This is a genomic window from Afipia dichlorophenoxyacetatis, assembly GCF_055386385.1.
Window position 1 is genome coordinate 3,916,107 of the sequence record NZ_AP029250.1, and the last position, 26,229, is coordinate 3,942,335.

General features: G+C 56.5%; 27 protein-coding genes. 12 read left to right on the top strand and 15 right to left on the bottom strand.

Features of this window, described 5'->3' with window-relative positions:
• Positions 1-23: 23 nt before the first annotated feature.
• The 4 genes from ACZ5C3_RS18355 to ACZ5C3_RS18370 all read right to left on the bottom strand — a co-directional run bounded on the left by ACZ5C3_RS18355 (position 24) and on the right by ACZ5C3_RS18370 (position 3,950).
• Positions 24-1,190 carry an enolase C-terminal domain-like protein gene (locus tag ACZ5C3_RS18355; RefSeq protein ID WP_464031910.1) on the bottom strand — a complete coding sequence of 389 codons (1,167 nt, stop codon included), beginning with the start codon at positions 1,188-1,190 and terminating at the stop codon, positions 24-26.
• 15 nt (positions 1,191-1,205) lie between these two features.
• Positions 1,206-2,216: a Bug family tripartite tricarboxylate transporter substrate binding protein gene (locus ACZ5C3_RS18360; RefSeq protein WP_464031912.1), complete on the bottom strand. Its 1,011-nt coding sequence runs from the start codon at positions 2,214-2,216 to the stop codon at positions 1,206-1,208.
• A gap of 124 nt (positions 2,217-2,340) precedes the next feature.
• Positions 2,341-3,324 carry a cyclase family protein gene (locus tag ACZ5C3_RS18365; protein WP_464031913.1) on the bottom strand — a complete coding sequence of 328 codons (984 nt, stop codon included), beginning with the start codon at positions 3,322-3,324 and terminating at the stop codon, positions 2,341-2,343.
• Positions 3,321-3,950 carry a TetR/AcrR family transcriptional regulator gene (locus ACZ5C3_RS18370; RefSeq protein WP_464044204.1) on the bottom strand — a complete coding sequence of 210 codons (630 nt, stop codon included), beginning with the start codon at positions 3,948-3,950 and terminating at the stop codon, positions 3,321-3,323. The genes ACZ5C3_RS18365 and ACZ5C3_RS18370 overlap by 4 nt, the downstream gene beginning before the upstream one ends.
• A gap of 277 nt (positions 3,951-4,227) precedes the next feature.
• Here ACZ5C3_RS18370 and ACZ5C3_RS18375 point away from each other — a divergent pair, with 277 nt between their 5' ends.
• The 5 genes from ACZ5C3_RS18375 to ACZ5C3_RS18395 all read left to right on the top strand — a co-directional run bounded on the left by ACZ5C3_RS18375 (position 4,228) and on the right by ACZ5C3_RS18395 (position 9,543).
• Positions 4,228-5,316, top strand: a complete 1,089-nt coding sequence (locus ACZ5C3_RS18375) for an amidohydrolase family protein (protein WP_464031916.1) — start codon at positions 4,228-4,230, stop codon at positions 5,314-5,316.
• 74 nt (positions 5,317-5,390) lie between these two features.
• On the top strand, positions 5,391-6,290 hold the full coding sequence (locus tag ACZ5C3_RS18380; RefSeq protein ID WP_464044205.1) for a fumarylacetoacetate hydrolase family protein: 900 nt from the start codon (positions 5,391-5,393) through the stop codon (positions 6,288-6,290).
• Between the two features lie 42 nt (positions 6,291-6,332).
• The gene (locus ACZ5C3_RS18385) at positions 6,333-7,187 is read left to right on the top strand and encodes a polysaccharide deacetylase family protein (protein WP_464031920.1); all 855 of its coding nucleotides are present in this window, start codon (positions 6,333-6,335) and stop codon (positions 7,185-7,187) included.
• 50 nt (positions 7,188-7,237) lie between these two features.
• The gene (locus ACZ5C3_RS18390) at positions 7,238-8,020 is read left to right on the top strand and encodes an SDR family NAD(P)-dependent oxidoreductase (RefSeq protein WP_464031921.1); all 783 of its coding nucleotides are present in this window, start codon (positions 7,238-7,240) and stop codon (positions 8,018-8,020) included.
• Positions 8,021-8,394: 374 nt separating this feature from the next.
• Entirely contained in the window at positions 8,395-9,543 is a 1,149-nt protein-coding gene (locus tag ACZ5C3_RS18395; RefSeq protein WP_464031922.1) for a GGDEF domain-containing protein, read from the top strand.
• Positions 9,544-9,887: 344 nt separating this feature from the next.
• On the opposite strand, the gene ACZ5C3_RS18400 is transcribed toward ACZ5C3_RS18395, so the two are convergent.
• The 8 genes from ACZ5C3_RS18400 to ACZ5C3_RS18435 form a co-directional block, all read right to left on the bottom strand.
• Positions 9,888-11,591 carry a thiamine pyrophosphate-requiring protein gene (locus tag ACZ5C3_RS18400; protein WP_464033396.1) on the bottom strand — a complete coding sequence of 568 codons (1,704 nt, stop codon included), beginning with the start codon at positions 11,589-11,591 and terminating at the stop codon, positions 9,888-9,890.
• A gap of 69 nt (positions 11,592-11,660) precedes the next feature.
• Positions 11,661-11,879: a GMC oxidoreductase gene (locus ACZ5C3_RS18405; protein WP_464031925.1), complete on the bottom strand. Its 219-nt coding sequence runs from the start codon at positions 11,877-11,879 to the stop codon at positions 11,661-11,663.
• 233 nt (positions 11,880-12,112) lie between these two features.
• Positions 12,113-13,075, bottom strand: coding sequence for a Bug family tripartite tricarboxylate transporter substrate binding protein (locus ACZ5C3_RS18410; RefSeq protein WP_464031927.1), 963 nt, complete (start codon positions 13,073-13,075; stop codon positions 12,113-12,115).
• 231 nt (positions 13,076-13,306) lie between these two features.
• A complete protein-coding gene (gene fdxA / locus ACZ5C3_RS18415) occupies positions 13,307-13,651 on the bottom strand; it encodes a ferredoxin FdxA (protein WP_464031928.1) in 345 nt (114 codons plus the stop codon).
• Positions 13,652-13,699: 48 nt separating this feature from the next.
• A complete protein-coding gene (locus ACZ5C3_RS18420) occupies positions 13,700-14,677 on the bottom strand; it encodes a HEAT repeat domain-containing protein (protein ID WP_464031929.1) in 978 nt (325 codons plus the stop codon).
• Positions 14,678-14,680: 3 nt separating this feature from the next.
• Entirely contained in the window at positions 14,681-14,914 is a 234-nt protein-coding gene (locus tag ACZ5C3_RS18425) for a 4Fe-4S dicluster domain-containing protein (RefSeq protein WP_464031931.1), read from the bottom strand.
• A gap of 33 nt (positions 14,915-14,947) precedes the next feature.
• Positions 14,948-16,690 (bottom strand): fumarate reductase/succinate dehydrogenase flavoprotein subunit, encoded by a 1,743-nt coding sequence (locus tag ACZ5C3_RS18430; RefSeq protein WP_464031932.1) that lies wholly within the window; start codon positions 16,688-16,690, stop codon positions 14,948-14,950.
• A gap of 164 nt (positions 16,691-16,854) precedes the next feature.
• Positions 16,855-17,628: a ferredoxin--NADP reductase gene (locus ACZ5C3_RS18435; RefSeq protein ID WP_464031933.1), complete on the bottom strand. Its 774-nt coding sequence runs from the start codon at positions 17,626-17,628 to the stop codon at positions 16,855-16,857.
• 224 nt (positions 17,629-17,852) lie between these two features.
• Between ACZ5C3_RS18435 and ACZ5C3_RS18440 the strand changes: the two genes are divergently transcribed.
• The 5 genes from ACZ5C3_RS18440 to ACZ5C3_RS18460 all read left to right on the top strand — a co-directional run bounded on the left by ACZ5C3_RS18440 (position 17,853) and on the right by ACZ5C3_RS18460 (position 22,399).
• Entirely contained in the window at positions 17,853-18,158 is a 306-nt protein-coding gene (locus ACZ5C3_RS18440; RefSeq protein ID WP_464031935.1) for a gamma-butyrobetaine hydroxylase-like domain-containing protein, read from the top strand.
• A gap of 103 nt (positions 18,159-18,261) precedes the next feature.
• Positions 18,262-19,053: a Crp/Fnr family transcriptional regulator gene (locus ACZ5C3_RS18445; protein WP_464031937.1), complete on the top strand. Its 792-nt coding sequence runs from the start codon at positions 18,262-18,264 to the stop codon at positions 19,051-19,053.
• Between the two features lie 159 nt (positions 19,054-19,212).
• A complete protein-coding gene (locus ACZ5C3_RS18450) occupies positions 19,213-20,634 on the top strand; it encodes an ABC transporter substrate-binding protein (RefSeq protein WP_464031938.1) in 1,422 nt (473 codons plus the stop codon).
• A complete protein-coding gene (locus tag ACZ5C3_RS18455; RefSeq protein ID WP_464031940.1) occupies positions 20,631-21,530 on the top strand; it encodes an ABC transporter permease in 900 nt (299 codons plus the stop codon). Before ACZ5C3_RS18450 ends, ACZ5C3_RS18455 begins: the two co-directional genes overlap by 4 nt.
• Positions 21,527-22,399, top strand: coding sequence for an ABC transporter ATP-binding protein (locus ACZ5C3_RS18460; protein WP_464031941.1), 873 nt, complete (start codon positions 21,527-21,529; stop codon positions 22,397-22,399). Before ACZ5C3_RS18455 ends, ACZ5C3_RS18460 begins: the two co-directional genes overlap by 4 nt.
• 99 nt (positions 22,400-22,498) lie before the next feature.
• Here the strand turns inward: ACZ5C3_RS18460 and ACZ5C3_RS18465 are convergent, their stop codons facing one another.
• Positions 22,499-23,104 carry a glutathione S-transferase family protein gene (locus ACZ5C3_RS18465; protein WP_464031943.1) on the bottom strand — a complete coding sequence of 202 codons (606 nt, stop codon included), beginning with the start codon at positions 23,102-23,104 and terminating at the stop codon, positions 22,499-22,501.
• A 458-nt stretch (positions 23,105-23,562) separates the two neighbouring features.
• Between ACZ5C3_RS18465 and ACZ5C3_RS18470 the strand changes: the two genes are divergently transcribed.
• Entirely contained in the window at positions 23,563-24,261 is a 699-nt protein-coding gene (locus ACZ5C3_RS18470) for a L,D-transpeptidase (RefSeq protein WP_464038375.1), read from the top strand.
• An 8-nt stretch (positions 24,262-24,269) separates the two neighbouring features.
• Here the strand turns inward: ACZ5C3_RS18470 and ACZ5C3_RS18475 are convergent, their stop codons facing one another.
• The gene (locus tag ACZ5C3_RS18475) at positions 24,270-24,836 is read right to left on the bottom strand and encodes a sigma-70 family RNA polymerase sigma factor (protein ID WP_464031945.1); all 567 of its coding nucleotides are present in this window, start codon (positions 24,834-24,836) and stop codon (positions 24,270-24,272) included.
• A 265-nt stretch (positions 24,837-25,101) separates the two neighbouring features.
• Here ACZ5C3_RS18475 and ACZ5C3_RS18480 point away from each other — a divergent pair, with 265 nt between their 5' ends.
• On the top strand, positions 25,102-25,737 hold the full coding sequence (locus ACZ5C3_RS18480; protein ID WP_464031946.1) for an NrsF family protein: 636 nt from the start codon (positions 25,102-25,104) through the stop codon (positions 25,735-25,737).
• 83 nt (positions 25,738-25,820) lie between these two features.
• Here ACZ5C3_RS18480 and ACZ5C3_RS18485 read toward each other — a convergent pair whose 3' ends face one another.
• Complete coding sequence (locus tag ACZ5C3_RS18485) at positions 25,821-26,051, bottom strand: pentapeptide MXKDX repeat protein (RefSeq protein WP_464031948.1); 231 nt, start codon at positions 26,049-26,051, stop codon at positions 25,821-25,823.
• Positions 26,052-26,229: the final 178 nt, after the last annotated feature.

Genomic DNA, 26,229 nt, shown 5'->3' on the forward strand with positions numbered 1-26,229 from the left:
CGCCGGGTGATATCCGAAATGCTTTAATCACCCGTCAATTCGCGCATGATCCGATACAGTGCGGGCTGCGCCTCGAAGCCGATCCCGGGATGATCCGGCACAGCGATCTGTCCATCGCGCACCTTCATGCCATCGGCGAAACCGCCGAAAGCCGCGAACACCCCGGGGTAGGATTCACAGCCACCCAACCCTAATCCTGCGACCAACGCAAACGACATCATGTTGCCGCCATGAGGAAAGATGCGCGCACGCGATCCTCCGAGCGCCTCGACGCGATCGACCATGCGGACATAAGCGCTGACGCCGTAGGCCTGCGGGGGATCGACCTGAAGAAAGTCACGATCCTTGCGGAAGCCGCCGAACCTGAACAGATTCTCGACATCTTGTTGGCAAAACAGGTTTTCGCCCGTGGCGAGCGGCGGCCGATATGTCTCGGCCAGATCGCCGAAGGACGCGTAATCCAGCGGCGCACACGGCTCTTCAAACCATCGCAGCCCGTAGGGCTCCAACGCTCGCCCATAGTCCCGCATGCGATCCGGCGACAGAGCTGCATTCGCGTCAACCGCGAGGCGGCTGGCCTCCCCCACTAACGCGATGGCAGTGTCGATCCGTGCCAGATCGTCCTTGATCGATGCACCGCCGACCTTGATCTTGATATGCGTATATCCGGACTGCAGGTGACGCTTCACCTCGTCGGATAGAGCCTCGAGGTCGCGCTCCGGCTTGTACCAACCTCCCCCGACATAGCAGGGAACCAACGGAGGCGTGTTACCATGATAAAAGCGTTCAGCGAGAACATGCCATAGCGGCCGCTCAAGACTCTTCGCCAACCCATCCCATACGGCGGTCTCGATGGTCCCGATCGGCACTGACCGCTCGGCATCACCGCCGGGCTTCTCCCGCAGCATCATGCGTCGCAAGACTTTGTCAGGATCGATCAGTCCCGCTTCGTCGATCAGTTCGTCTGGCGGCGCGGACAAGATGCGAGGTATGAAGCGCGCGCGCATCGCCGCACCGCAGGCATAACGCCCTGTGGAGTTGAAAGCATAGCCGATGACAGGCTTGCCTTGGCGCACCACATCCGTGACGACCGCGACTACCGACGTCGTCATTTCAGAAAAATCGAATGCTGCATTGCGCATCGTCGACGCGACGGGCACAGCTTTCTCAAAAATGCCGGTGATCCGCACGCCAATTCCGATCTATCAAACCGGCTTGATGCCGGCCTTGGTGACGATTTCGCGCCACTTGGGTATCTCATCGGCAATACGCTTCCGCATGCCATCAGATCCATTGGCGAGCACTTCGAACCCGTCAGCGCGCAATTGATCGGCGATCTTCTGCCCCTTCAGCACCTCGACAGTCTTGCTGGACAGTAACTGCACGATCTCCGGCGGAGTTTTCGCCGGCGCCAGAAAGCCCTGAAAAGTATCGGCGACAAAATCCTTGTAGCCGAGATCAATCATCGTCGGGACATTCGGAAGATCGAACCAACGGTTCGTACCCGTAATCGCCAGTGGCTTCAGGAGTCCACTCTCGATATGCGGATGCGCAGGAGGAAGAGCCGCAGAGCAGACCTGAACGGTGCCACTGAGGGCAGCCTGAATTGCCGGTCCCGCGCCTGAGAATGGCACATGCGTCATTTCTATACCGGCAACATTTTTCAGGAGTTCTGCGGAAAGATGAGGCGTGGTGCCGACACCAGGACTGGCGTAATTAAGAAGATTAGGGTCAGCCTTGGCGCGCGCGATCAGTTCAGGAAGCGAGTTGATGCCCATTTTGGGATCGACGAGAAAGACATTCGGCGACGTTCCGAGTTCAGCGATGGGCGCGAAGTCTTTGTAGGGATCGTAAGGAATCTTGGCATAAAGACTCGGATTCAGGACATAGGCGCTGGATGTGATCAGCAAAGTGTAGCCATCCGGTTCGGAGTTCGCGACCATTCCGATCCCGATGTTGCCACCTGCGCCACCCCGGTTATCGACGATCGCCGTTCCGCCGATGGCATCACCGAGATGCTGGGCGACGATGCGCGCCATGATATCTGTCGGGCCTCCGGGCGCAAACGGAACGAGGATCTTGATGGGCCGCGCGGGGTAGCTCGCTGCCCGACCGCGCCCAGGCCAGAGGCCGGCGGCCGAACCGGCCGCGAATGTGAGGGCGGCCGATCGCAGCACAGAACGACGCGACAGAACACCACTGCTCGTCTTCGACATGGCGTCACTCCCTTTGACAGTGCTTGCTTGCACCGTGATTATTTTTGGCGGCCTTCGTCTTCGCGAATTTTGCGGCCAGACCGCGACGACTGACGTCGTCGCGGGTCAATATCGTCTCAGCGGGTCAGCGGATTGCGACCGGATTGATCGGCGATCCAACTGCTCCGGTGATCGGAAGCGCCGGTCCAACGAACAGGAATTCGTAGACCTTGTCGGCAGCGCAGGCTTTTGCCAGCTCGTCCAGCTTGAAGATTTCGCCCATGGTCAGCCCCATGATCGGGATACAGATCCAGTGCCAGGGCTGGTTTGCATCATCGCAATTGTTGGGACGCACTTCGACGCCCCATGTGTCGGTCGCGACCGCGGCGACCTGCTTGTCCTGAAGCCAATCCAGCGTCTCGAAGGCAAGGCCCGGCGCATCGCCGCCCGGATAACCGTCCCAATTACCAGCCGCGAGCTTCTCTTCCATCTGGCCGGTTCGGATCAACAGATGGTCGCCACGCCCCACCTGCACGTTCTGAGCCTTGGAACAACTGTCGAGCATGTCGTTGGTGATCGCAAAGCCCTCGGGAAGCCAATCGACGCCCTGATGCCGGGCGATGTCGAGCAATACACCACGTCCGACGAACTTCTCCTTGGTGTGCTCGATACCCGCCTTCTCCGCACCGAATGATGAGACATTGCGGCAATCGTAGCCGTTCCACATGTTGTCGCCGTAGAAGATGTGGCCAAGCCCGTCCCAGTGCGTGCCGGCCTGCAACGGAAACAGCACGATATCGTCGGCAGAGCGGATGCCCCGCTTATCCAGTACGCCGGAATAAGCGTCGGTCCCGGTGCGAAGCATCGTGTGCACCGGATTGAAACGGCCAACCGGTGGGAACTTGGTCTTTCCGCCTTGCGGTCCCTTGTTGTCATAGTTCAACGCGAGCGAAAACACCTGGCCTTTACGTACGAGACCAGCAGCACGCACGATGTCTTCGGGCTTCGTATGGTTGAGCGTTCCGATATGATCGTCAGCGCCCCACCTGCCCCAATTCTTCAGCCGCTCTGCTGCTGCTTCGATATCCTTCTTTGTGACTTTTGCAGGCGCGTTTAATCCGTCTGTCATGTGGGACGTCTCCTCGATTTTGTTGTTGATTTTGGAACTGGCGTCGATCTGAAACCGGCGGCCAGAAACGGCACGAGATGGCGCAGCGCATCCTCGACGCGACCAGGATCGCAACGTCCATCAGTCAACGATTGAATGCGGCCGGCATTGGCCATCGTGTAAAACATCGTCCCAAGCATGAAATGGAAGCGCCACTCCAGATCCGCTCGCGGAATATCCGGCAATGCCAACGCTATCGCCTTCACGAACTCGCTACTGGATTCATCGAAGGCTTTGGCGAGTATCTTTCGGCTGACGGCCTCTGGCTCCATGGACAGCCGCGCGCGCAGCTTCACGAAAGCTCGGCCGCCGAAGCGATCGTCCGATCCAATCGTCAACGCTGGCCGAAGAAACGCTTCAAGAATTTGTTCCAGCGATGGCTTCCGCAGATCAATCTCTGCCAACAACCGCAATCGCTCTTCGGCGATAGGCTTCGCTCGCGCAGCAAAAATCTCGGAGAGCAACTGCTCCTTCGATCCAAAATGATAGTGCAACGAGGCAAGATTGACGTCGGCAGCGGCAACGATGGTTCGGATGCTGACGGCATTCCAGCCGTGTTCGGCGAACAATTGCTCAGATGCATCCATTAGGCGCTGACGCGCAGACGGCTTCCCCGCGACAAGATCAATTTCAGATTTTGCGAGAGACGAAGACTTGGCCAATGTCGCGTCGACCCTTGACTAAAATAAACGTTCGTTTCAATAAGTCGTTCGTTTGGATGATGTCAAGCGACGGATGACGTCACTTTGTGAAGATTGAGTCTGCCGCCTCACCCCGACCACCGTTGTTGAACTGACAAAATCAAGAGTCGGCCGACGCTGCTTGCAGTGCGTGCAGATCAAAATGACAGGGAAAACGACCAGCATGACGACACGTCGGAATTTCCTCAAAGGCGCTGCGGCCAGCCTCACTTTCTGCAGTTGCGGCATGCTCGATGCCGCTCACGCGCAACAGGCGCGCCCACGTCATCTGCCGGTCATGGTCAAAGGCAACCGCGTCAAGACCATCGACGTCCATTCGCATTGCATCATTCGCGACGCACTCGACCTGATGGGCGATCAGGTGCCGAAGATTTTACCGCCTACAAAAGGTCAACAAGAACATTTCATCGTTGTGGAAGATCGCCTGAAGGCGATGGATGAGATGGCGATCGACATGGAGGTGCTGTCGATCAACCCTTTCTGGTATCGCACCGAGCGCGACCTTGCAGCCAAGATCGTGCAGATCCAGAACGAACAATTGGCGCAGCTCTGTGCGTCGAAACCGGATCGCTTTGCTGCGTTTGCATCGCTTGCCCTGCAATATCCCGACCTCGCGGTGCAGCAACTCGAGGATGCAGTCAAAAAACAGGGCCTGCGCGGCGCCGCGATCGGCGGCAACGTGGTGGGAACCGACTTTTCCGATCCAAAATTTCATCCGGTCTGGGCCAAAGCCGAAGAGCTCGGGGCCGTGCTGTTCGTGCATCCCCAGAGCACCGTCGAACTCGCCGCACGCTTCAAAGGAAACGGCTGGCTGGCGAATACGATCGGTAACCCTCTCGATACGACCATCGCACTGCAGCGCCTGATCTTTGAAGGGACATTGGATAAATTTCCGAAATTGAAGGTGCTGGCGGCGCATGGCGGTGGCTATCTCGGCTCATACGCACCGCGCTCCGATCACGCCTGCTTCGTCTCACCGCAGAACTGCAATCCAGAGATCCAACTGAAGAAAAAGCCGACGGAGTATCTTAACCAGCTCTATTTTGACTCGCTGGTATTCACACCGGAGGCGCTCCGGCATCTGGTAGCCCAGGTCGGCGCGAGCCAGATCATGCTCGGGACCGACCACCCGATTCCGTGGGAGGAGCATCCCGTCGATCACGTCTTCGCGACAGATAGCCTCTCCGACCAACAGAAGATCGCCATTCTCGGCGGCAATGCCGCCCGCATGTTCGGAATGAAGAGCGGTTAAGCAAACTTAGCTATCATCATCTCGTGTCGCGTCCACTATCGTAACGCGGCGTCAAGCTGCAACATGGATTGATCATGAAACTTGTGACTTTTGAACGGGACGGCCTCGCGCATCTGGGCATTTTGCTGGGTGACGACAAACTTCTCGATCTGCAACGCGTTGTTTCCTCCGCTGGGATGTTCGAAAGTCTTCTGTCCCTGATCGATGCCGGAGAAGCCGGCATCGAAGCACTCCGGCAGGTGGAAGCGCGTGCAGCCGCTGGGGAGTTAAAGGACGCGATCTGCGATAGCTCTGCTGTGAAAATCCTGCCGCCGATTCCGCGACCGCGGAAGAATGTGTTCTGCGTAGGCCGCAACTACATCGAGCACGTCAACGAGGGCTATCGGGCGCGCGGCACGGAAATCAAGCTCCCGGAATATCCGCAATTCTTCACCAAACCGCCGACCGCTGTCATTGCTCATGGCGCTCCCATTCCCCGGCATGCTGGCCTTACAGACAAGCTCGACTACGAGATCGAGCTCGCTCTGGTCATTGGGCGCGGCGGATGCAACATCTCAGAAGACAAAGCCTTCGACCATGTCTTCGGCTACACCATTCTCAATGACGTCACCGCGCGCGACCTGCAGCGGCGTCACGATCAATGGTTCAAGGGCAAGGGCCTCGACGGCACCTGCCCCATAGGTCCTTGCGTCGTTCTGCGTGACGACATTCCGGATGCCCAGTCGCTGGACGTCGAATTGCGCGTTAATGGCGAGGTCCGCCAGAAATCCAACACGCGGCACATGATTTTTTCAATCCGGCGCATCATCAGCGAGTTGTCCCAGGGCCTGACCCTGGAGCCCGGTGACATTATCGCAACCGGCACCCCCTCCGGTGTCGGCTACGCGATGGAGCCGCCAAATCTGCTCAAGAGCGGCGATGTCGTGACATGCCGGATCGAGGGCATCGGCACGCTCGAAAATCATGTGGTCTAGTTGTTGAAGATACCCCTCATTGAATCCGATTATCAGACTCCGATGAAAAATGTGAAACTCCCGGCAAGCTGGCCGAGTGGCCGGCACATCGCCCTTTCAGTGAGCGTCATGCTCGAAGGTTGGACCGACGACAGTGCGCCCGGTATCGGACCGATGGGCAATCCGCTCAAGGCGGGCATACTCGATCTACAGGGACAATCGTGGGCAGCTTACGGACCGCAGGCCGGCGCGTGGCGGCTGCTCGACATGCTGGCGACAGCAAATGTGAAAGCGGTGTTTTATGTCAGTGGGATCCTTGCGGAGCGATATCCCGATCTCATGAAAGCCATCGTCGCGGCCGGTCACGACATCGCTGCGCACAGCTGGGGCCAGAACATCGTTCCTGCCTATCAGACCAGAGAGGAAGAGAAGGCCGATCTACAGCGATGTGTCTCGGCCCTGGAGTCCGCCTCAGGGAAGAAACCGCGCGGCTGGATCAGCCCTCGATGCACGCCGAGTCAAAGCACGTCACCCCTCCTCGCCGAAGCCGGCTTCACGTGGCATGGCGACATCTTCGATACGGACCTGCCGTATCGCTTACAGACGCCGTCGGGGGCACTCATGGCCGTGCCATTCACCATGGAGGTGAACGACATGCCGCTCTACATTCGCTACGGCAACGAACCGGAAGCGTTCACACGCATCCTGCATCGCATCCTTGAGAACGCAGCCGACATACCGCGCCGGCCGTTTTGTCTCGACTTGACGGTTCATGCCCACGTGTTCGGACGGCCTTTTGGCGCAATCGAATTCGCAAAATCTCTGGGCATTGCCAAAGACCATCAAGCCACCACCTGGCTAACGGACCACGCAACGCTCGCCGACCAATTTTCCCATCTTGTAGATACACACAACTAGCGGTCGCCCTCGACCATGACTCAACACAAAACAACTCACAGGGGATTATTATGTCCAAGGACGGAATGACTGTCATCATCACGGGATCGGCATCAGGTCTCGGCGCCGCGACGGCGATTATGCTCGCGAAGCAAGGCGCGCGCATCGTCATCAACTATGCGTCGAGTCAGAAGGAAGCCGAGCAAACTGCGGACCTCTGCCGAAATGAAGGTGCTGAGGTCGTTGTTGTCCAAGGCGACGTATCGCGGGACGAAGACTGCAAGCGGATTGTTGCAGCGGCTGCACCGTGGGGCCGGTTGGACGCACTCATCAACAATGCGGGTACGACGAAACATGTGCCGCAGAGCGATCTCGATGGACTTTCCGCTGAGGATTTCCAGCGCATCTTCGCAGTGAATACGATTGGACCTTACCAAATGGTACGGGCTGCCCGCGCTCTGCTCGAAGCCGGCGCGAAAGCTTCGGGTCGCCCTTCGGCTGTGGTCAATACTTCGTCCGCTTCAGCATTCCACGGCGCCGGCTCATCGATGGCTTACGCCGCTAGCAAGGGCGCACTCAATACGATGACTCGATCCCTCGCGCGCGCACTGGCGCCTCTGATCCGCGTCAACACCATCTGCCCTGGCTATATCGACACGCCCTGGTTCACGAAGGGGCGTGGCGCCGAGGCCGCGGCCAAAGTCCGCGATGCCACCATCGCCAAAGTGCCGCTCAAGGTCGCGTCCACAGCCGAAGATATCGCGGGAGCCATTTGCTTTCTCGCGACACCACAATCCAACAACATGACGGGCGAAATCGTGCGAATGGACGCCGGCGCCCATCTGGTGATGTAAACGAGCTCATTCACGTGCTGCGCGGGATAGGTGATCATACCCCCCGCAACCACAGATAACGCCCGTGGTCCATGCGATTTTCGTCTGGACCACTTTTGTGGACTAAGGGAAGCCAGCGGGATGCGAGCCCACCGACCACTCAATTCTTGAGATTCAAATCGCTACGATCACCGGTCACAGCCTACGCGGCGTTGAGCTAGCTGGGACTACGCGTTCCAGGAATCCTGCCGAGATATCGGCACTTCAACGTTGCGTAATCCGTTGATCGGAAGTCGTAACCATTTGCTCACCCTTTAAAGAGAATGGCTATGCTGCTGCTGGTTGGTTAATGGTGTTGGATTATCAGTATCGACCGATTTACCGGCGGTCGCCAGATGCTTCTTGATCAGTTTTCAATTCTCGTTGCCATCGGTTTTTCCGGTGCATCGCTCGGGCTCACACTCTTTATGATGTGGGTGGTTGGGCGATCGGATACTCATTTGCTGCATTGGTCGGGAGGCCTCGCGCTCATTGTCGCCGGCGTGATCCTCTTTGGCGAGATCATCGACAAATTTAATGACAAACTGCTGCTCGCGTCGTTCGTACTGTTGATCGTCGGCTTTGGCCTGGTCTACGCGGGCTCAGCTAAATTCTGTTCGAGCAGAACAAGCTGGCCTCTCGTTGTTACGGTTGTTGGCATTGGCGTCTTGTTGACGGTAGTCGCTTTCGCGATGGGGTATTCGGGCACGGGGACTATTGCCGGCAATGTGGCAATCGGCACACTGCTCGCGCTCAGCGCTCATCAATATTGGCTCGCGCGCATCGAATCTCCGTTTCTCATGATCATAAATGCAGCGTTTTATCTGGTCACCGCCGTGTCGTTCATAGCTTGCGGCTATGCCCTCGCTAAACAAGGCCAATTCACTCTGACCGCACGGCCGGCCAACTGGGCCGAGGATATCAACTCCCTCGTCGTAATCGCTGGATTGACCGGCATCGGAACGCTATCGCTTACGCTTAATCAGACTCGTATCGCGAACCGGCATAAATCAGATGCGATGACAGACCCGTTGACCGGTTTGCTCAATCGCCGCGCATTGCTGGATAGCCGCATAGATTTGGTCCCGGCGGGAACGGCGGTGATCATGATGGATCTAGATCACTTCAAAGCGATCAATGACCAGTTTGGACACGATGCCGGCGACCAGGTGTTGAAAACCTTCGCCGAACTTGTCCGCGCAAACATTCGTGCAGACGATCTCGCCGCTCGCATGGGAGGCGAAGAATTTTGCCTTGTCCTGTCCAATTCAAATCCGAAGGCCGCCTCTTCTGTTGCCGAGCGCATACGATCTCAGATTGAAGGGATGACTGTTTCGACTTCTTTTGGGCCGATCCGGGCGACGATCAGTGCAGGCATTTGCATTCGATCCACGGAGCTTGAAACACTTCAGGCTCTGCTCAACCGCGCGGATGAAGCTCTCTATCAAGCGAAAGCTTCAGGCCGTAACCGCGTTGAGATCTCCGGCTTCAGTCTGGTTGCCTAGCCCGCAGCCCAATAGCAACGTTGCGCGCCCCGCAATCCGACTTCCGCCAATACTCTGGCAACTTCCGCTGGCGTAAAACCGCCTGATCCAACGAGCCTTCTCACGCTCGGTCTCACTCGTCTTACGCACCCGCATCTCACCCTTAGCCAGGGGCGTCGTCGTCTGGAACGAACTCTCGCGCCGGCACCAGCTACACAACATCGCCTCCCAGTGTATAGTTCACGTGCGGCAATCCAAGGCATGTTGAAAGTCCAAAGCTCGGCGGATTATTCCTCTACCTCCGCATCCAGATCGAAGATCAACCATCCGCTGGCGTCCGCAGGGGCGTCTTTTCAAGATTTACGTCACAGCCTCAGACCGGTGATAACATTCAATGTCGCTTGCCGACCATCCGCGTTTGCCTGCAATGCCTTCTCGATCGCCGGCACGAGGTCTGCGGGATTCTCAACCCGCGCCCCATATCCGCCGCAGCTCTGCGTGACCATCTCAAAATCAGGGGATGGCGCAAGCGAAACGAGTGGAATCTCGTTTTGCCGCGCGGCCTCACCGTGCGGGTAGATGGCTGTAACACCCCGCGCTACGGCATCCCATTGCGAGTTGTTAAGCACGATTGTCAGAGTCGGCAGCTTTTCGGCGCGCTCAACATAGTGAGCGGAAAGCGGAACACCGAACATATAGGAGCCATCGCCTATCGTTGAGATCACTTGCCTGCTGCGGTCAGCGAGCTTGGCACCGATCGCCTGCCCCAAGCCCATGCCGAGTCCACCTGAGCTTCCGGTGATGAAGCCATCATGCCGGCACATGTCCAGATAGTGATAACCTGAACCCATTTCGTCGACGACGATCGCGCTCTTATCACGCACTTGATTGAGTGCGTCGGCGACGAGAGCTGGGCTAATCGGTGCCTTATTGCGCAAGCTTGCGATCATGGCCTTGCGGCCTTCGACGATTTCCGCATGCAGGGCTGACACCGACTTCCTACGCGCGTCGACAATTGCCGACTTACTCCGGAGGCGCGATTCGAGCAATTCGTCGAGCAACTCAGCGGCAAGACCAGGATCTCCTGCGATCGCGAGATCAATCGGAAAGCCTCGAACAGGATAAGTCCGATAGAGCGGATCGTGAGCAATATGAATGATCTTTGCACTGTTGCTCGGTTGCATATGGTGCGGCATCCACGGAACTGGGGACTCAAGCACCACGATTACATCTGCCGCTTCTAGCAGCTTGCTCGTAATTGGCCCAAGATTCATAGGGTGGTCCGAGGCAATATTCGCATGAGCAGCACTCGTGACGGGAATTGCCGCGTTTTGGGCGAGCCTTGCAAGCGCCTCAAAGCTTCTAGATGTTGTAGAGGCACGGCCTGCGACAATCAGCGGCATCTGCGCGTTTGCAATCAAGTCGGCCGCTTGCTCAAGCCCCTGCATGGAAGGTGCAGCAGCTATGGCGCCGCGTGCGGACGCGCGAAATGACGGCTGCTCGATAGACATTTCATCAATCAACGTTTCTCGCGGCAGTGTTAGATAAACTGGTCCGCGCGGTTCGCTCATTGCAATATCGACCGCGCGTTGCACAATAGAACCAACCGGCTGCCCGTGGCGCAGCTCGTACTCCCACTTGACCGACTCTCGAACTATCGCAGCCTGGTCGAAATTCTCCTGCATCCAATGGATCACACGATCGCGCGAGCCGACGTGGCCCTCCTCGGTTAACGGTGTGCGTCCCGCGGCTAAAATCACAGGGACATTGTCGCGCGCGGCATTCATCATTGCGCACACTGTATTCGCGGTGCCCACGTTGACGTGGACCATGACGCACGAGGCCTCCCCTGAAATCTTCGAATAGCCTTGCGCCATGCAGAGGGCGACGTTTTCGTGAGGGACGGTAATAAATTGCGGCACGCTCTTACCGACGCGCTGCATGCGAACCATTCCCTCGATGATCGGAGGAAAGTCGGACCCGGAGTTGGCAAAGACGAAACGAATCCCCGCCGCGCTCAACGCTGAAAGATATCCTTCGGCCACGGAGATCTTCTCGGCTGTTTCCATGTCACTTCCTCTAGCGGGATGTCCGCTCCGAATGTTGCAGACTTCAACTCCAAACGTAAAATATGTCAATCACTCATCATATAAGATGATATGTGTCGCAGGGTTGGTTATGCAGCCTCGGCTTTTAATTTCGCATATTGCGTCGCGGAGCTTCTTCGCGAACATAATCGTCGGAATGTTTGTGTTCGCTGTTGATGAATCCGCCACATAGATATTTTCGATTCCGACGACCTTTCCCTCTGGATCGAGGACTGCCATCCGGCCGGACCGCATCGTCTCATGCGACATGCCCTACCTGACACCAGACGCGAAACGTCAGTCTAGGCCACGCACTCCTCCAAAGCCCAGTTAGCGGCGAGCGCCATCTCAAACAAAATCCAAGCTCGTGGGCTGCGTTAATCTATTCCCGCCGCAGACGACAAAGTGGGTCGCAAAGTTCTCGATATTCCGTTCGAGAACGAATATTGAAGCACGCCCCTGTGAGCTAATACGTTCGCGGGGCTGATGTCGGCGGAATTTTGTCAACCGTTCTTTTCGAATATCTCTTTGAGCAGGGGGCCCCATTGTTCAGCTTCTGCCCTAATCTGCGCAGCGAACTCCTCGGGGTTTCCCTTTACAGCTTCACTTCCGATTTTTCGCATCGCTTCCGCTACAGCGGGATCCTCCGCCATTTTCTGGAGAAGCTGAGCGAGGCGTTTTACAATCGCTTCAGGCGTTCCTGCGGGGGCCATGATTCCATTCCAACTCTCAACCACATAATCGCGCAGCAGCGTCTCGTGAACGGTCGGCACGTTCGGCAAAAACGGGACACGCTCCTTCGACGTAACTGCTATTCCCCTCACCGTCCCTGCTTCCATCTGTGGCAAGGCTTCCGTCATGTTCGCGAAAGCGAAGTCGATCTCGCCAGACACAACGGCAAGAATTGATTGAGAGCCACCTTTGAATGGAATGTGTTGAGCCCGCATCCCTGTGCGCGCCTCGAAGAGGCGCACTGAATAATGCGTCAGACCTGCGATACCACTCGATCCATAGTTGAGCTTTCCGGCGTTGGCCTTCGCATGCTCGACCAGATCTGCAAGGGATTTCACTGGCAGATCCTTCCTGACGATGACGACTTGAGGTACCGTGCTAACGATCGCGATGGGAATGAGGTCCTTGAGCGGATCGTAGCTCACCTTCTGAATGAAGGGCACAATCGATATGGCCCCGACACTGCAGACACAAAACGTGTATCCATCAGGTGCCGAGTTCGCCACGTACTGAACGCCAATAATGCCGCCCCCTCCTGGGCGGGACTCGACGACAATGGGTTGGCCGAGCTCTTTCTCAAGATAGGTGGCGGCGATACGACCTACAACGTCGGTGTAACCTCCAGCGGCATAGGGGACCACAAACGTTATGGGTCGGCTTGGCCAGTTGCTGGTCTGGGCGTAGACCGACGTCATCGTCGCGAAACTTACGATCAGCGCAAGCAAGCCCTTCATGACTCGCCTCCCATACTATGTGTCTAAAAATAAAACCTCTGTGAATAATGTGCTGAGTTCTCCCAACGTCAAACTCATATGATGGGCAATGTCTGCTTTTTGCGAAGGCATCCGCTTATCTCGAGGGCAACTCGGGCGTGTGAGCTACGGCCTGTTCGAGCAATTTGATCGTTCACCGCTGTCCCGCAGTTGATCGACTTGACGAGTGTGGCTGGGGAACCTGGATCCTACTCAGATGACGTCCCCGGAGCCGGCAGTCTCCGTGAAAAACTTCTCGTACTTTCCTTCCATCCCTTCGAAGGCTTCTGCATCGGCAGGCGGGTCTTTCGAGTCGGAAATGTTCGGCCAGATCGCGGCAAACTTCGCGTTCAGCGGAAGCCATTTCGCCGCGTCCGGCGACTTATCCGGCTTGATCGCATCGGCTGGGCATTCCGGCTCGCACACGCCGCAGTCAATGCACTCCTCCGGATGGATCACCAGCATGTTCTCCCCCTCATAGAAGCAATTCACGGGGCACACCGCAACGCAGTCGGTGTATTTGCATTTAATACAGTCTTCGGTGACGACATACGTCATCTCGCGCTCCGCAATAAAGCGACATCAATGGTCGCATCGGATAGCCCATCACGACCCGGCCGCCGCCTGGCGCGCCGCAATCTGCTGAAGCGCCCAGCGTGAATTCTTCCTAACTTCAGGATCGAGATCGTTGACCACGAGCGCGAGGAACGGCTCGGCCGCCGGATGGGCAATTTCCCCCAAAGCTGCAGCAGCCTCCTTGCGGAGATTGGCTTGCTCATGGCTGATGCACCGCCCAATCGGCTCGACCGCGCGATCGATCTTCATCTTGCCCAAGCTGCGGACCGCTTTGAGACGGACCTGCCAGAATTCATCCTCAAGCGCCGTGATCAGGTCGTCCGCCGCGATCGCGCCATTGCCATTGGTGCCGAGCGTCTCGGCAGCCATCTCGCGCACCATCCAGTCATCGTCCTTCAAGGCGCGAGTAATCGCCTCCGCCGCCGGCTTCATTTGAGAAAATGCCAGGGCACTCACCGCAGCGCGCCTGACGTAAGCATCCTTGTCCCCGGTCGAAGCAGTTAAGGCGGGAATCGATTCCTCCAGCTTGAGAAACCCGATGACGCCGATGGCCTGCACGCGAACCGCCGCATCAGCGTCCTGCAGCGCATCGAGCGCAGGTTTGAGTGTGTCCTTGCGCCGCAACTCCTTCAGCGCCCGCAATGCGCTCATGCGCACGAACGCATGGCCGTGCGCCACAAGCGGAAGAATTGCATAAGCACACGCTGGATCTTTCAATTCAGCCATGCTGTCGGCTGCGGCCGAAGCAACGCCTTGTTCGGGATCGATCAGCAGCTTCGTTAGTGCAACAGCTGTTTCCGGACCATCGAATTCACCGAGTGCAATGGCCACTTGCTGGCGCACGCCAGCATCGGGGTCCGAGACCAGGCCCGCGAGATGGCTCACGGCCGCTGGATCTCCCGAATGTCCAAGCGCAATGACCGCAACGCGACGCTCTCCCGGATCGGGCGCGTGCAGGCGTTCATCTGCATCGTCGAGATCGTCATAGGACTCGAATGGACCCGACATGACTTACCTCAGAAGATAAGGAATATTGACGGTCACGGCACCGGTAGGACAATCCGCTTCGCACGGCATACAGTACCAGCACTCGTCGTAGGCCATGTACGCCTTTCCGGTCATATCGCTGATGCGCAAGACATCGAGTGGGCAGACATCGACGCAGACCGTGCAGCCCTTGTCAGCAATGCACTTGGCATCATCGACGACGACAGGAACAGAGGTTTGAAAACTGGCGAGAGGCATTTCTGACACTCCTGTTGTAGGATCAAGGTTGACTTAGGCGGTGGCTCGAATGCGCTGCTTGTCGTAGAGATCCTTTTCGTCGTCCGCGATCGGAACGACATAGGGTTGAACCCCGCGCTTCTCGCTTGTCATCTTGCCGTCCTTTTTGCTGAGAAGGGTATGACAGAACCAATCTTCGTTATCCTTCTCGGGATAATCCGTCCGCAGATGATAGAGACCCCAGCGGCTTTCCTTGCGGTAGAGCGAGGCATGGGCTGCCATGTCCGCGCAGTCCAGTATCGACTGCGTTTCCAGCGCACGCAAAAGCTCGTGTGAATTGCGCACGATCATACGCCGCTCCATATCTTCGCGGACCTCCGAAAGTCGGCGCGCGCCCAATTCGAATTTGCGGGTCACTTTCGGCGGCTGGAAATAGTCGTTCACAAGTCGTCGTGTCTTGAATTCGATCTGGTTCGGCGGGACCCCGTCTTCACGCTTGGTTGGCGCCATCACGCGATCGCGCTCCTTTGCGACGTCGGCCGCGTCGAAGTCCGCGAAGTCGTGATTGTCCGCAAACTCCATCGCATCGATGCCGGCCACCGATCCGTTCGTGAAAGCACCGAGCATATAGTTGTGCGGAACGCTCGCCATGTCGCCCGCGGCATAGAGGCCCGGCACCGTGGTGCGTGCGTTGTCGTCGACAAACACGCCCGATGCGCTGTGGCCGGAACAAAAACCGATCTCCGAGATGTGCATTTCAATTGACTCGGTGCGGTAGTCGTTACCCCGTCCCTTCTGGAATAGGCCGCGGGTCGGGCGCTCGACCTTGTGCAGGGTCGACTCGATCTCTTCGATTGTCTTTTCGTGCAGATGCTTGAGCTGGAGGAATACAGGCCCCTTGCCCGACTGCAGTTCGTTGTAGAATTCCAGCATCATCTGGCCCGACCAGTAATCGCACTCGATGAAGCGAGATCCTTCATTATTTGCGGTGAATGCGCCGAACGGACCTGCAACGTAGGCACACGCCGGGCCGTTATAGTCTTTAATCAGTGGATTAATCTGGAAGCACTCGAGATTCGCGAGTGCCGCACCCGCGTGATAGGCCATGGCATAACCATCGCCCGAGTTTGCCGCGTTCTCGTAGGTGCCGAACATGTAACCCGAGGTCGGAAGACCGAGCCGGCCGGCGGCACCCATGCACAGAATGACGGCTTTGGCCTTGATGACGAGGATTTCCGCGGTGCGTGTGTTGACGCTAATGGCCCCTGCCACCCTGCCACCCTGCGACGTCAAAAGCCTCGTCGCCATATAACGGTTCGAAATGAGGATACGGGCCCGCCGTAACTGGCGATAGATCGCCTTCTTGACGGTTTCGCCGTTCGGCATTGGCAGAACGTAGGTGCCGATGTGGTGCACCTTCTTGACAGCATAGTCGCCGTTCTCGTTCTTCAGGAAGCGGATACCGAAACTGTCGAGCTCCTCGATAATCTTGTAACAGTTCTGCGCATACTTATAGACCGCCTTCTGATCGACGATGCCGTCGTTGGCGATGGTGATTTCCTTGGTATACTGCTCGGGTGTCGCATACCCCGGGATGACAGCGTTATTCAGCCCGTCCATGCCCATCGAGATCGCACCCGAACGCTTGACGTTCGCCTTCTCGAGCAAGACGACATTTGCTTTCGGATTTTTGAGTTTAGCCTTGAGCGCCGCCATCGGACCGGCGGTACCGCCTCCAATGACGAGCACGTCACACGAAACTTCCGAAAGCCCATCGACGATCTCATCCATTGCCATTGTAGTGTCCTCGCTTTGCAGGCAGCGGCTTGTTTGCGCCAGATTTCTTCAGTTGGTCCCGGCGCGATAGCAATTAGTTGTCGCCAGCGACCGAATGCTATTGTTTAGCCGTCCTGCACATTACCGAGACTGGAAATGATCAATTCGCAGGCAGGCGACGACCTTCATCGTTCAGCGAAAGCCTTTTCGATGACGAAGTGACCCGGTTCATTGTGGTTGCCTTCCTGGAAGCCACGACGAACGAATATGTCGTTCAACTCAGCGAGCATCGATGGACTTCCACACAGCATGATGCGATCCGTCTCGATATTGAGCCTCGGCTGATGGGTATCATCGAAAAGGCGGCCCGACTCGATGAGATCGGTGATGCGTCCTCGATTGCGGAACGGCTCGCGCGTCACCGTGGGATAGTAAATGAGCTTGTCCGCCATCAGCGGACCGAACAACTCGTCTTCGCGAAGATTGGCGACAAGGCGTTCGCCATAGGCCAGCTCCGAGACCTGCCGGCAGCCGTGCGCCAGGATAATAGTCTCGTAGCTTTCATATACTTCGGGATCCTTGATCAGGCTTGCGAATGGCGCGAGGCCTGTACCTGTCGAGAGCAGCAACAGTCGCTTTCCGGGAATAAGGTTCCCAGTGATCAATGTCCCTGTGGCCTTGCGACCGACCAAAATGATGTCCCCTTCCCTGATCTTCTGCAGGCGAGACGTCAATGGTCCATGGGCTACCTTGATACTGAAGAATTCCAGCGATTCCTCGTGGTTGGCGCTCGTCATGCTGTAAGCGCGCAACAGCGGACGGCCATCGACTTCAAGCCCGATCATCGCGAATTGACCGTTCTGGAAGCGGAAACCAGGGTCGCGTGTTGCTGTAAAGCTGAACAAAGAGTCTGTCCAATGCGTCACAGACAGCACCGTCTCCTTTTGAAATGCGCTCATCGTATTTCTCCTTCGATCGATATCCGGCATCACAGACGCATTGCGGACGTCCCGATCAGAGATTTCGCGAGGGAGAGAACCTGCGCAACGCCGGACTGAAAATCCGTGTCGATTAGTTTCTAATTTTGCGAAGACCACGCCTGCCCATCGACGCGATCGCTTTGGCAATTAGTTGCTGTCCAACCAAGCGGCCGGCTCATAATGTGATGTCCGGGAGAAGAGCCATGACGAACAGCTCAGCTATAACAATGCAGCTCGACGGATATCAGGTGAGCCATGACCTCACGATGCTGTCCCTCGCAATGGAAGATGGATCGCGACTCGATCTTGCCGCCGAGCTGCTCAGGATGTTCTGCAAGTGCGCTCATTGCACCCGCGCGCGTCTCGATGGCCGTTTCCCTGATCGCTTCCCAGGCATCGCCATCGTCGACGTTGCCAACCTCGGCTACGGGTTCAACATCGCGTTTTCCGACGGCCACAATCGCGGCATCTATCCGAGGCCCTATCTGTTCAGCCTGGTGGACCGCTGAATCCATCGGCGTTTCGAGGTTCCGGTGCCTGCCGTGCACTCAGGATTCTGGCACAAAGCTTGCTGTTCTTTAGACTGGTTATAAAACAGTTTGGAGACCAGCGATGCTGCTACAGGCACCAAACATCGTGCGGGGAAGCTCAACCCCGACGACAGGAACCACCAAGGCTCGATCCAACTCATCACTTCTGCTCACGGAGAACCATCAATCGATCGGCGGCCCGCCGTCATTGATGGATACGCTCACGGTGAAGGAACGCGAAGTCGTTCTCCAAAAGGGGCGTCGGAAAGTGCTGAACCGAGGGCAGACTCTCTTCAGCCAAGGAGCCAAACACGACGGCATCTTCCTCATCGAGAGCGGCCGCATTCGAGTTTTTTACACATCTCCACAGGGACGTGAGATCACGCTGGCCTATTGGCACGCGGGAAACTTTGTTGGCGGGCCGGAGATATTTGGTACCGGCATACACCAATGGTCCGGCATTGCGACCAGCAATTGCAGCGTTGTTCAGCTTCCAGGCAAAGAGCTGCGCACGCTGGCCGCGGAAGTGCCCAATCTCGCGATCGGACTGATCGAAGGCCTGACTTTCAAGGGTAAATGCTATTCGGCCCTCGCACAGATGCTGGGAACCAGATCGATCACCCAGCGCCTTGCGCATCTTCTCCTGCATCTCATGGAGCTGTACGGCGTGGACGATCCGGACGGCGTGTTGATCGCGGCATCCTTTACCCATGCCGATCTGGCTCACATGGTGGGCGCCACGCGGCAGTGGGTCACGATTAGCCTCAAGCGCATGCAGGCCAAGCAGATCGTCCTGACAAGGCGGTCCCAGATCGTCGTCTGCAGAACCGATATCCTGGAAGAGATGCGAGGCCAGGCATCAGACCAGATCTGATGCACACGCAAACGGCTGCAAGGAGGGAAATTGCCCAACTCGTGTGCAAACGGCATTTCGCGGCAACTAATCGACTGTAAAGGCCAGTCGGCGTTTGCCGGGCGCTCAGTAGCGACCAATCATGTGAGCCGCAACACATCCAACATGACGGGGATGAAAATGGCTCGCCACATTTCGATACTCTCGCTTGCGATGTCCGTCGCGTCTGCCGCCCTTATTGCGGCCCAGCCAGTCAAAGCCGAAACCGTGACCATCGGCATCGGCACGCAAGACACGACGACCAACACCGCCACCACCGGCGTTGTCATCCGCCAGCTGCACCTTCTCGAAAAGTACCTCCCCAAGGACGGGAAATACGCCAACATCAAGTTCGAGATCGAATGGCAGAATTTCACGTCGGGCCCGCCGGTTACCAACGGCATGATGGCCAACAAGCTTCAATTCGGGGCGATGGGCGATTACCCGCTCGTGGTGAACGGTTTCACCTTCGAGAACAATCCGGAAAGCAAGAGCCGGCTGATCGGTGTCGCTGCCTACAGCATGTCGGGGTCAGGCAACGGTATCGTCGTCCACAAGGATTCACCCTACTACGAGCTCTCTGATCTGACAGGAAAGCTCGTCAGCGTCCCGTTTGGCTCGGCCGCACACGGCATGGTCCTGAAGGCAATGCAGGACCGTGGTTACCCGGCGGACTTCTTTCAGCTTGTCAGCCAGAGCCCTGAAGTTGGTTCAACCAATCTTCAAGAAAAGAAGATCGACGCTCATGCGGACTTCGTGCCGTTCGCGGAACTGCTTCCGTTTCGCGGCTTCGCTCGCAAAATCTTTGACGGCGTGGAGACAAACCTTCCCACCTGGCATGGCGTGGTGGTCCGCACCGATTTCGCGGCGAAATATCCGGAAGTCGTCGTGGCTTATATGAAGGCGATCATTGCCGCTAACCAATGGCTTCGCGCCGATCCCAAGCTCGCGGCCGAAAAGATCCAGGAGTGGACCGGCATCAACAAGGAAGTAGTCTATATCTTCTTCGGCCCGGGCGGAAACATGACCACCGATCCGACGATCAAGCCTGCTCTGATCGACGCTGCCGTCACCGACGTTGGAGTGCTCCAGAAACTGGGCCGAATGAAAGAATTCGATCCCCGAAAATGGGTCGACGACTCATTCCTCCGCAAGGCTTACGCGGAAATGAACCTCGACTATGACGCGCAGCTCGCCAGTACCAAAAACTACGAAATCTCCGGCGAAGACAGCTTCTGCAGGAAATCGATCTCCGAACCACGCAAGTCGGGTGAGGTCTGGGTGGATGGCGACGGAATCCTGCCATTCTCCAGCACCCGGTGCACGCTTGGCGCGTATGCGGACTACAAGGCGAAAGGCAAGAAGATCAACGTGGCCTACGTCTTCGATACGGCACGTGGAATCAAGCTGTTCGCGGATCAGGCCTTCTTCGCAGTCGCAGGCGACGATATCGCTCCATTTTTGCTGAAGAAGGACGCCGAGGCTTATGCCGCGAAGAGCAACGGCAAAGTCCTTGGCTTTGAAGATGCAGTAAAAGCGGCCGTCAGCGGAGGAAAAACATGAACAGTCCTGCACGCGTGATCAAGCCGGACGACCATCAATCCCTCAACGCAACAGCCGCCCCTATCCTCGCGGCAGCTACGCCGGCAATGCCTGCAGCGCGCGAGTATATGAAGCGATGGTTACGGCTCAACAAGGACAAGATCAGCGCCGCGTTCATCGGCGCGCTATCCTTGCTGGCGTTTCTGATCGCATGGCATTTGCTGACAAAGTATCGCGTGGTGTTCTTCGTGCGCTTCACAAATGTCCCCTCGCCGCTTGCAGTTTATGAAAGCTTCGCTAAGGCCATTCACGATCCAAAATTCCTCATGCACATCGCGCTGAGCTGCCGCAGGATCCTGCTTGGATTTTCGCTGGCCGCGATCATCGCCGTCCCGCTCGGTCTTCTCATGGGAAGGTTCAAGCTGGTTCACGAGATGCTATTCCCGATCTCGGAAGTTCTGCGCCCCATCCCGGCCATCGCGTGGGTGCCGATGGCGATCATGCTTTGGCCCACCAACGAACAGAGCATCATCTTCATCACGTTTCTCGGCTCGTTCTTTCCGATTCTGGTGAACACGCTGCACGGCATGTCGTTGGTCGATCCTGTTTTCGTGCGCGCAGCGCGGTCGCTCGGCGCGCGTGAGGCGTCGATCTTTCGCGAGGTCTATTTTCCGGCATCACTTCCCCACATCTTTACCGGACTGACGGTCGGCATGGGCGTGGCCTGGGTTTCACTAATCGCTGCCGAAATGATCTCAGGTCAGTACGGCATCGGCTATTTCACCTGGGAGGCCTATTCACTGGTGCAGTACGCGGACATCGCGCTCGGCATGATCGCCATCGGAGTCCTTGGACTGTCGTCAAGCTTGTTAATCCGTATGGTTGGACGCCTGTCAATGCCGTGGAGCCGCACATGACACTCACAGAGACCCAAACATCGAAAGGACATGTCGAGGTCAAGGACTTCGCCTTGAACTACGAGACGATCGACGGATCGGTCTCGGCGGTCACCAACACAGGCATCCACATCAAGCCGGGTGAATTCGTCTCGATCGTCGGTCCCTCAGGGTGTGGCAAATCCACTCTGCTCAACGCGGTGGCGGGATTTCTCAAGCCCACCGAAGGCACAGTGACTGTCGACGGGGAACCCGTGAAGGGACCGAGCGCGGACCGCGGCATGGTTTTTCAGCAATATTCCCTGTTTCCGTGGAAAACGGTGCGAGAGAACGTCGAGTTCGGTTTGAAGATGCGCGGCATGGAGCGGTCGCAACGCGAACGAGCAGCGCGCACGCTTCTTGGACTAGCTGGTCTTGAAGCCTTCGAGAAGCACTACCCGGATCGTCTGTCCGGCGGCATGAAGCAGCGTGTCGGCATTGTCCGGGCCTTGGCAACCGGACCAAAAGTCCTTCTGCTCGACGAACCGTTCGGTGCACTCGACGCACAAACGCGCGTTATCATGCAACAGATTCTCACCAACATGTGGCAGCGATTGAAGATATCGGTGCTGTTCGTCACCCACGATATCGACGAAGCGATTTTCCTGTCAGATCGGGTTTATTGCATGACAGCCCGCCCCGGATCGATCAAAGCCGAGATTCCCATTCCTCTGGAACGACCGCGGCAGCAATCGATGATGATGTCTTCGGAATTCCTGGCGCTGAAGCGCGGGCTCATGTCCTTGATCCGCGAAGAAAGTCTCAAAGCCATGGGCGGCGAAATCAATGACCTCGGTCTGCAGGGCCTGAACATCGAACTCAATGGACACTCGCTGGCAGACATTCTCTAAGCAGCGCTACGGAGTTATCTCGCGTTCAGTAGGCCGAAACGACGCACGAATTCCTATATTGGCTCACCCTTCGATCGGCTACCTTTCGCTAGAAGCGAATCATGCTGCAATGAGCCTATGCTGTGTGGCCTTCATCGATTCGCGGCAAGAAAATTCATCGAACCATGCGGCCAAATCAGGCCTGCCGGCCCGCCAATTCCGGTCAGGCCATCGAAAATCCAGATAACCGAGGAACGTAGCTACCGATATGTGGCCAATGGTGAGGCCGCTTCTAACATCGCGATTTGTTTCGAGACCATCCAAGGACGCTCCTAGAGCGTGCCGAAATCGCTCCATCATCGAAGCAGACTGCTGCGACACCGGTTTTTGCTCGTCCGCGTAAAGCCGCCCCGCCGCGGTGGATGCACCATCCGCCAGGCTTTGCAGCAACAATGCTTGCCAGCGTCGCTCGCCATGAGGCGGATGAAGGCATGGCCCACCTTGAATCGAGTCCAGATAATCGCAGATGACACTCGACTCGATCAGCACAGCACCTGTCTTCAATACAAGCGTCGGAACCTTTGAAAGAGGATTGAGCTCTCGAAGCCCACCCTCTATCCACGGATTGACCTCTATGAGTTCAATTCTAGGGGTCAATCCCAGTTCATAACCCGCAATCCTGACCTTACGAGCAAAAGGAGACGTCGGCGCATACCAAAGCTGCATAGGGGTGTCGTCTGAAGATATACAGTTGTGAATTTGTTAGATCGCCTATTCCGCGTCCATGGCAAGACGCGATTCAGCTTGAGTTAGTTTTGACTGACGCAGAGACCAATGCACAGTTTTGTGATCATAACTTTGAAGACTCGAGTAGCAGCGATGTCTCGGATGGAAACGACCAATTAAGCGCGTTCGCGCTCAAGCTAAGTGACAATGATTGCGTGTTTCGAATGCGCAACACTTTCCGTGTCGCGGAGACCGCAGACAGATCACGCTGGCTGTTGGGCGCCTAAGTTGATATACGCTCAAAGTCGGGGCCTTAAGCGTGGTTTAAGCTTCTCGTCATTGTGTTCTCACCATCAGAATGAGGACATATCGCGATGAGATTTTTACGGCGGCTGTTGATAGCAGCCCCTAACGCAAAACCGGACCATCGCCTGAGTGGGCGCCTATTCTCTGCAAGAATGGGGCGCCGTTCGGTCTTTGCGCTCGGCGCAGCCACCCTCGCTGGGTGTGTAACGGAAGATGGAACTTCAGGACCGCTCTTAAGCTCGTCAACGACACAATCGGCGGCTCGTCCTGGCCCTTCGATATACGATGCTGTGTCAGATAATGGATATCAGATACCTGCTGTTGACGTCGCTCAGGTGGATCAAAGGTACTGGCGAACCGATGTAGTGTATTCAACCAAAGAAAAGCCAGGAACACTGATTGTCGATACGCCGAACAAATACCTCTACCACGTCCTCTCAGAGGGCCGTGCGACACGCTACGGCGTAGGCGTGGGCCGCGAGGGGTTCGAGTGGTCAGGTCGAGCCGTCGTCGCCTACTCACGTCAATGGCCTCGCTGGGTGCCACCGGACTCGATGATGCAACGGCAGCCGGAGCTCAAGCGTTACAGCGCCAACAATGGCGGTATGCAACCGGGCTTGCGAAATCCTCTCGGCGCACGCGCCCTTTATATCCACGAAAACGGCCGAGACACATTATACAGATTGCACGGCACCAGCGAACCAGACTCTATCGGTATGGCTGTGTCGTCAGGCTGCATCCGCCTTCTGAACCAGGACGTCATTCACCTCTACAACAATGTCAGAAACGGTACGCCCATTGTGGTAATCCCCGACCCGTCGATGTCCCCCACCCGACTATCAACGATCTGAGTCAGATCTTAGCGATAAGCCGCATCTTCTCGATTGTAACGCGCTGCGAGAGCCTTGAGTGCTCTATGAAATGCAACACGCACGGCAACTTCGCTCATACCAAACCGCTTCGCCGTCTGTTGAATGCTAAGCCCCTCTATAGCTATCGATTTGACTATCTTCTGGGGGGTATCCTTCAACGAACTCAAAATTCGTTCAACATTGTGGGTCTCAACGACCGGATCTGTGCTTTCGACCTCAAGGACATCGATGATGTCGTCAATGGGAATCTTGATGTGCCGGCCGCGATGACGAAGCACGTCTACAAGCTTGTTTCGCGTAATCGCGGTAATCCATGGCCCAATCGGGCGCGATGGATCCCAAGTGTGACGCTTCAAATGGACAGCAAGAAGTACTTCCTGCACGACGTCCTCAGATTCGGACAAGGCCATGCCGTATTTATTGCAGAGGCGCTTTGAGACGATACGCAGAAACTTGGACAACGATTCCAAAAGCTCGCGATACGCATTGGCATCCCCTTCTAACGATGCTTGCATCATAGCAGCCCACTGGCCCTCACGAGAGTCGGGTTGCACGCATCATCCTTTAATTCGACGGAGCCGAGCCGTTCGGCCTGAACTATCAACCGGGTCAAACTAACTCGTGGCCGCGCACCTAAAGCGACCTCGGTTTATTTTAGATCGTTCGTTCTAGATTGCAAGATACAACCAACCGGCAAGCCAAAATTGCACCATTAATGACTTCGTCATGTAACAATTATCCCGCTCAGCACGAAAGAACCGTAATTCAGCCAATGTAGGACCCGTCGAGCCTCAGTCGGCTCCAAAACCCGGGATCAAAATGAAGACGGAATTTCTTATTTCGGCTCTAGCTCAAGATAACGCCCCGGGGCGAAGCTTCAGGCAGACGATAGCTATCGCGTTCCTCGCAGGATGCTGCGTCGCGGCGGCTGTGTTCGTCATCGGCATGGGGCCTCGACCCGATTTTTCCGAAGCCATGCACACCGTGCGCTTCCCGTTCAAATTTGTGGTTACGATACTACTGGCGGCCACGGCCTCCGCCTTTGTGATCAGATACAGCCGGCCCGGCGCTAAGTTAGGCTGGATTGGCCGGGCTCTCGTGATTCCACCCTTGCTCCTCGCAAGCGCAGCCATTGCCGAATTAATCCTGGTGCCGAAGTCACTCTGGATGACAAGACTGATCGGATCAAATTCGCGGTTCTGCCTAACTCTCATTCCGCTATTGTCAATCGGCCCCCTCGCCTGTCTTCTCATGGCATTAAGAAAAGGGGCACCTTCAAACCCAGGAGCTGCCGGCGCAATCGCAGGGCTTGCGTCCAGCGGAATCGCGGCCACGTTTTATGCAGCGAATTGTTTTGACGACAGCCCGCTCTTTGTCGCTTTTTGGTATCCTCTTGCGATCAGTATCGTTGTCGCTGTCGGATACGTGGCGGGTCGAAAATATCTCCGCTGGTAACAATTTTTTCAGGAGTAACCAAAATCATGAACAGGCTCACCCAAGTCCCGGATGAGCCTGACATTCAATGCATCGATACGTAATTACTTTTTCATCTCGTCCTTCTTCATGGCGTCCTTCGACATACCGTCGTGGCCCATCGCGTCCTTCTTCATATTATCCTTTTTCATCGAATCTTTCGCCATACCGTCCTTGCTCATGGCGTCTTTGCTCATGGAATCCTTGCTCATCTTGTCCTGCGCATGGGCCATCGGGCTAAGGGCAAATCCGGTCGCTACGACTGCAGCCAAAATCAAAGGCGATTTGAATTTCATAATCGTGTCCTCATCGAAGTCCTGACGGCACATGCCGTCCAGTGAGCTTACGTGTTTGCGACCATGTCCGTTACACACCGTCGGCGACTATAGCGGACCGAGTGCGAAATACATCCTCGACCGACATGTAACAAATGCTGGGGTGCTCGCGAACATAGTTGGACAATGAGAGGAGCCT